This window comes from Stieleria sp. (genome assembly GCF_041595215.1).
GTDB classification, from domain to species: domain Bacteria; phylum Planctomycetota; class Planctomycetia; order Pirellulales; family Pirellulaceae; genus Stieleria; species Stieleria magnilauensis.
The window spans coordinates 1-1,534 of record NZ_JBFHKV010001504.1 but is presented as its reverse complement, the minus strand read 5'-3'; the positions used below and the strand labels follow the sequence as shown (position 1 = coordinate 1,534).

Annotated in this window: 2 protein-coding genes; one reads left to right on the top strand and one right to left on the bottom strand. The window is 58.7% G+C overall.

The genetic code is table 11. The annotated features are described in order from the left end of the window. Positions 1-699, top strand: a 699-nt coding sequence (locus ABX749_RS32500) for a CRTAC1 family protein (RefSeq protein ID WP_372899693.1), incomplete at its 5' end; no start/stop codon positions are given. Between the two features lie 621 nt (positions 700-1,320). Here ABX749_RS32500 and ABX749_RS32495 read toward each other — a convergent pair. Further along, the coding region (locus ABX749_RS32495) for a hypothetical protein (RefSeq protein WP_372899692.1) at positions 1,321-1,534 on the bottom strand (214 nt) is incomplete at its 5' end.

Below are 1,534 nucleotides of genomic sequence, written 5' to 3'. Positions count from 1 at the left end.
CTGTACGTGACCAAGTTGGGGCGGATGCAGTTTTACGACGAAGCCGTCTCGACCGGGTTGGGCCCGAGCACGCGTTTGTTGTTGACGTTCGGTTTGGTGTATCTGGATTGTGATCTGGATGGTCGATCGGACCTGTTCTGTGCCAACGGGCACTTGGAAGAGGACATCAACCGTGTACAGCCGAGCCAGCATTACGAACAGCCGCCCCAATTGTTCTGGAACGCCGGCCCCGAGCACGGGACGGAGTTTTTGGCGATGAACGAGGCTCAGGTTGGCAAAGATTTGTTGCGGCCGATGCCTGGTCGTGGCGCCGCCTATGCCGATTTTGATCAAGACGGCGACTTGGATCTGTTGATCACCGCCACCGGGCGCGGTCCGCGTTTGTTGCGAAACGATCAACAGCTCGGCCATCATTGGTTGCGTTTGCGATTGAAAGGCGACGGACGGTATTGCAATCGCGACGCGATCGGTTCGTGGGTCGAATTGACGGTGGGCGATCAGATCATCCGTCAACAAGTGATGCCGACACGAAGCTATCTTTCGCAAGTCGAGTTGCCGCTCACGTTCGGCCTAGGCACGGCCGATCGAGTCGATCGCATCGTCGTCCAATGGGCCGACGGACTGCGTCAGGAATTGCAGCCGTTGGCGGTCGATCAAAGCCACGTGATCGAGCGGCCGGTGTCGGAGGTGATCCCGTAGGCTGCGGTCGATGGTTGTGAACTGATGGTTGTGACCTGGGCGAGGGACGCGTATTCTGCGTTTCCCGCCGCAGACGAGGTCGGATGACGGCAACGATACGTTTTCGAACCTCGGTTGGATCTGGCGATATTTCGTACGCTGGAATGCGATCAAATCGACTCAGTAGAAATCAACGGTGTATCGCCCATCGGATACGCACTTCGAAACTTTCCTCCGGCGCAACCACGATTGCGCGCCATCAGCTAAATCGAGTTTTCAAACTAATTCGATCGGCCGCGCTGATCACATGCAAACTCGGGGGCCTTGTGTTAGCATCGTCGCTTCGTCGTGCGGATTCCCCCTCACCCCCTGCCCCTCTCCCCCAAACAAGCCTCTACTCGTCGCAACATTTTCGCGTTCTAAAATTACTTGACGCGCATGATCGATCCGAATCAACCAAGAGGCTTGTTCGGGGGAGAGGGGAGCCATTTTGGGGTAAGTCGCTTCTCGATTTAGCGGTATTGGGCTCGCGGCCTGTCGCTAACAACTGGCAGCCCCTCCACTCGCTCCAAGGCTCCGCTTTGGAACGCAATGCCCCGGAGGCTCCGCCTCAGGCGGAACACGTTCGCGCCGCGCCCCGTTTCACGGTGACATTCCGTGGTCGGGCAACCGACTGCGAATGATCTTGGTCGTCGGATCGCCGGGCAAGATCGTGTCGCTCCACCATTCCCCCTCGAATCGATAGCGGACTTGGATTGCGCGGGCGGTCCCTTGGGCGAATGCCGCTTCGGCATCGGCCAGCGTCACCGCCGCGTCGTCCGACGCGGTTCGCAACTGCACGTGCCGGACCTCAGAT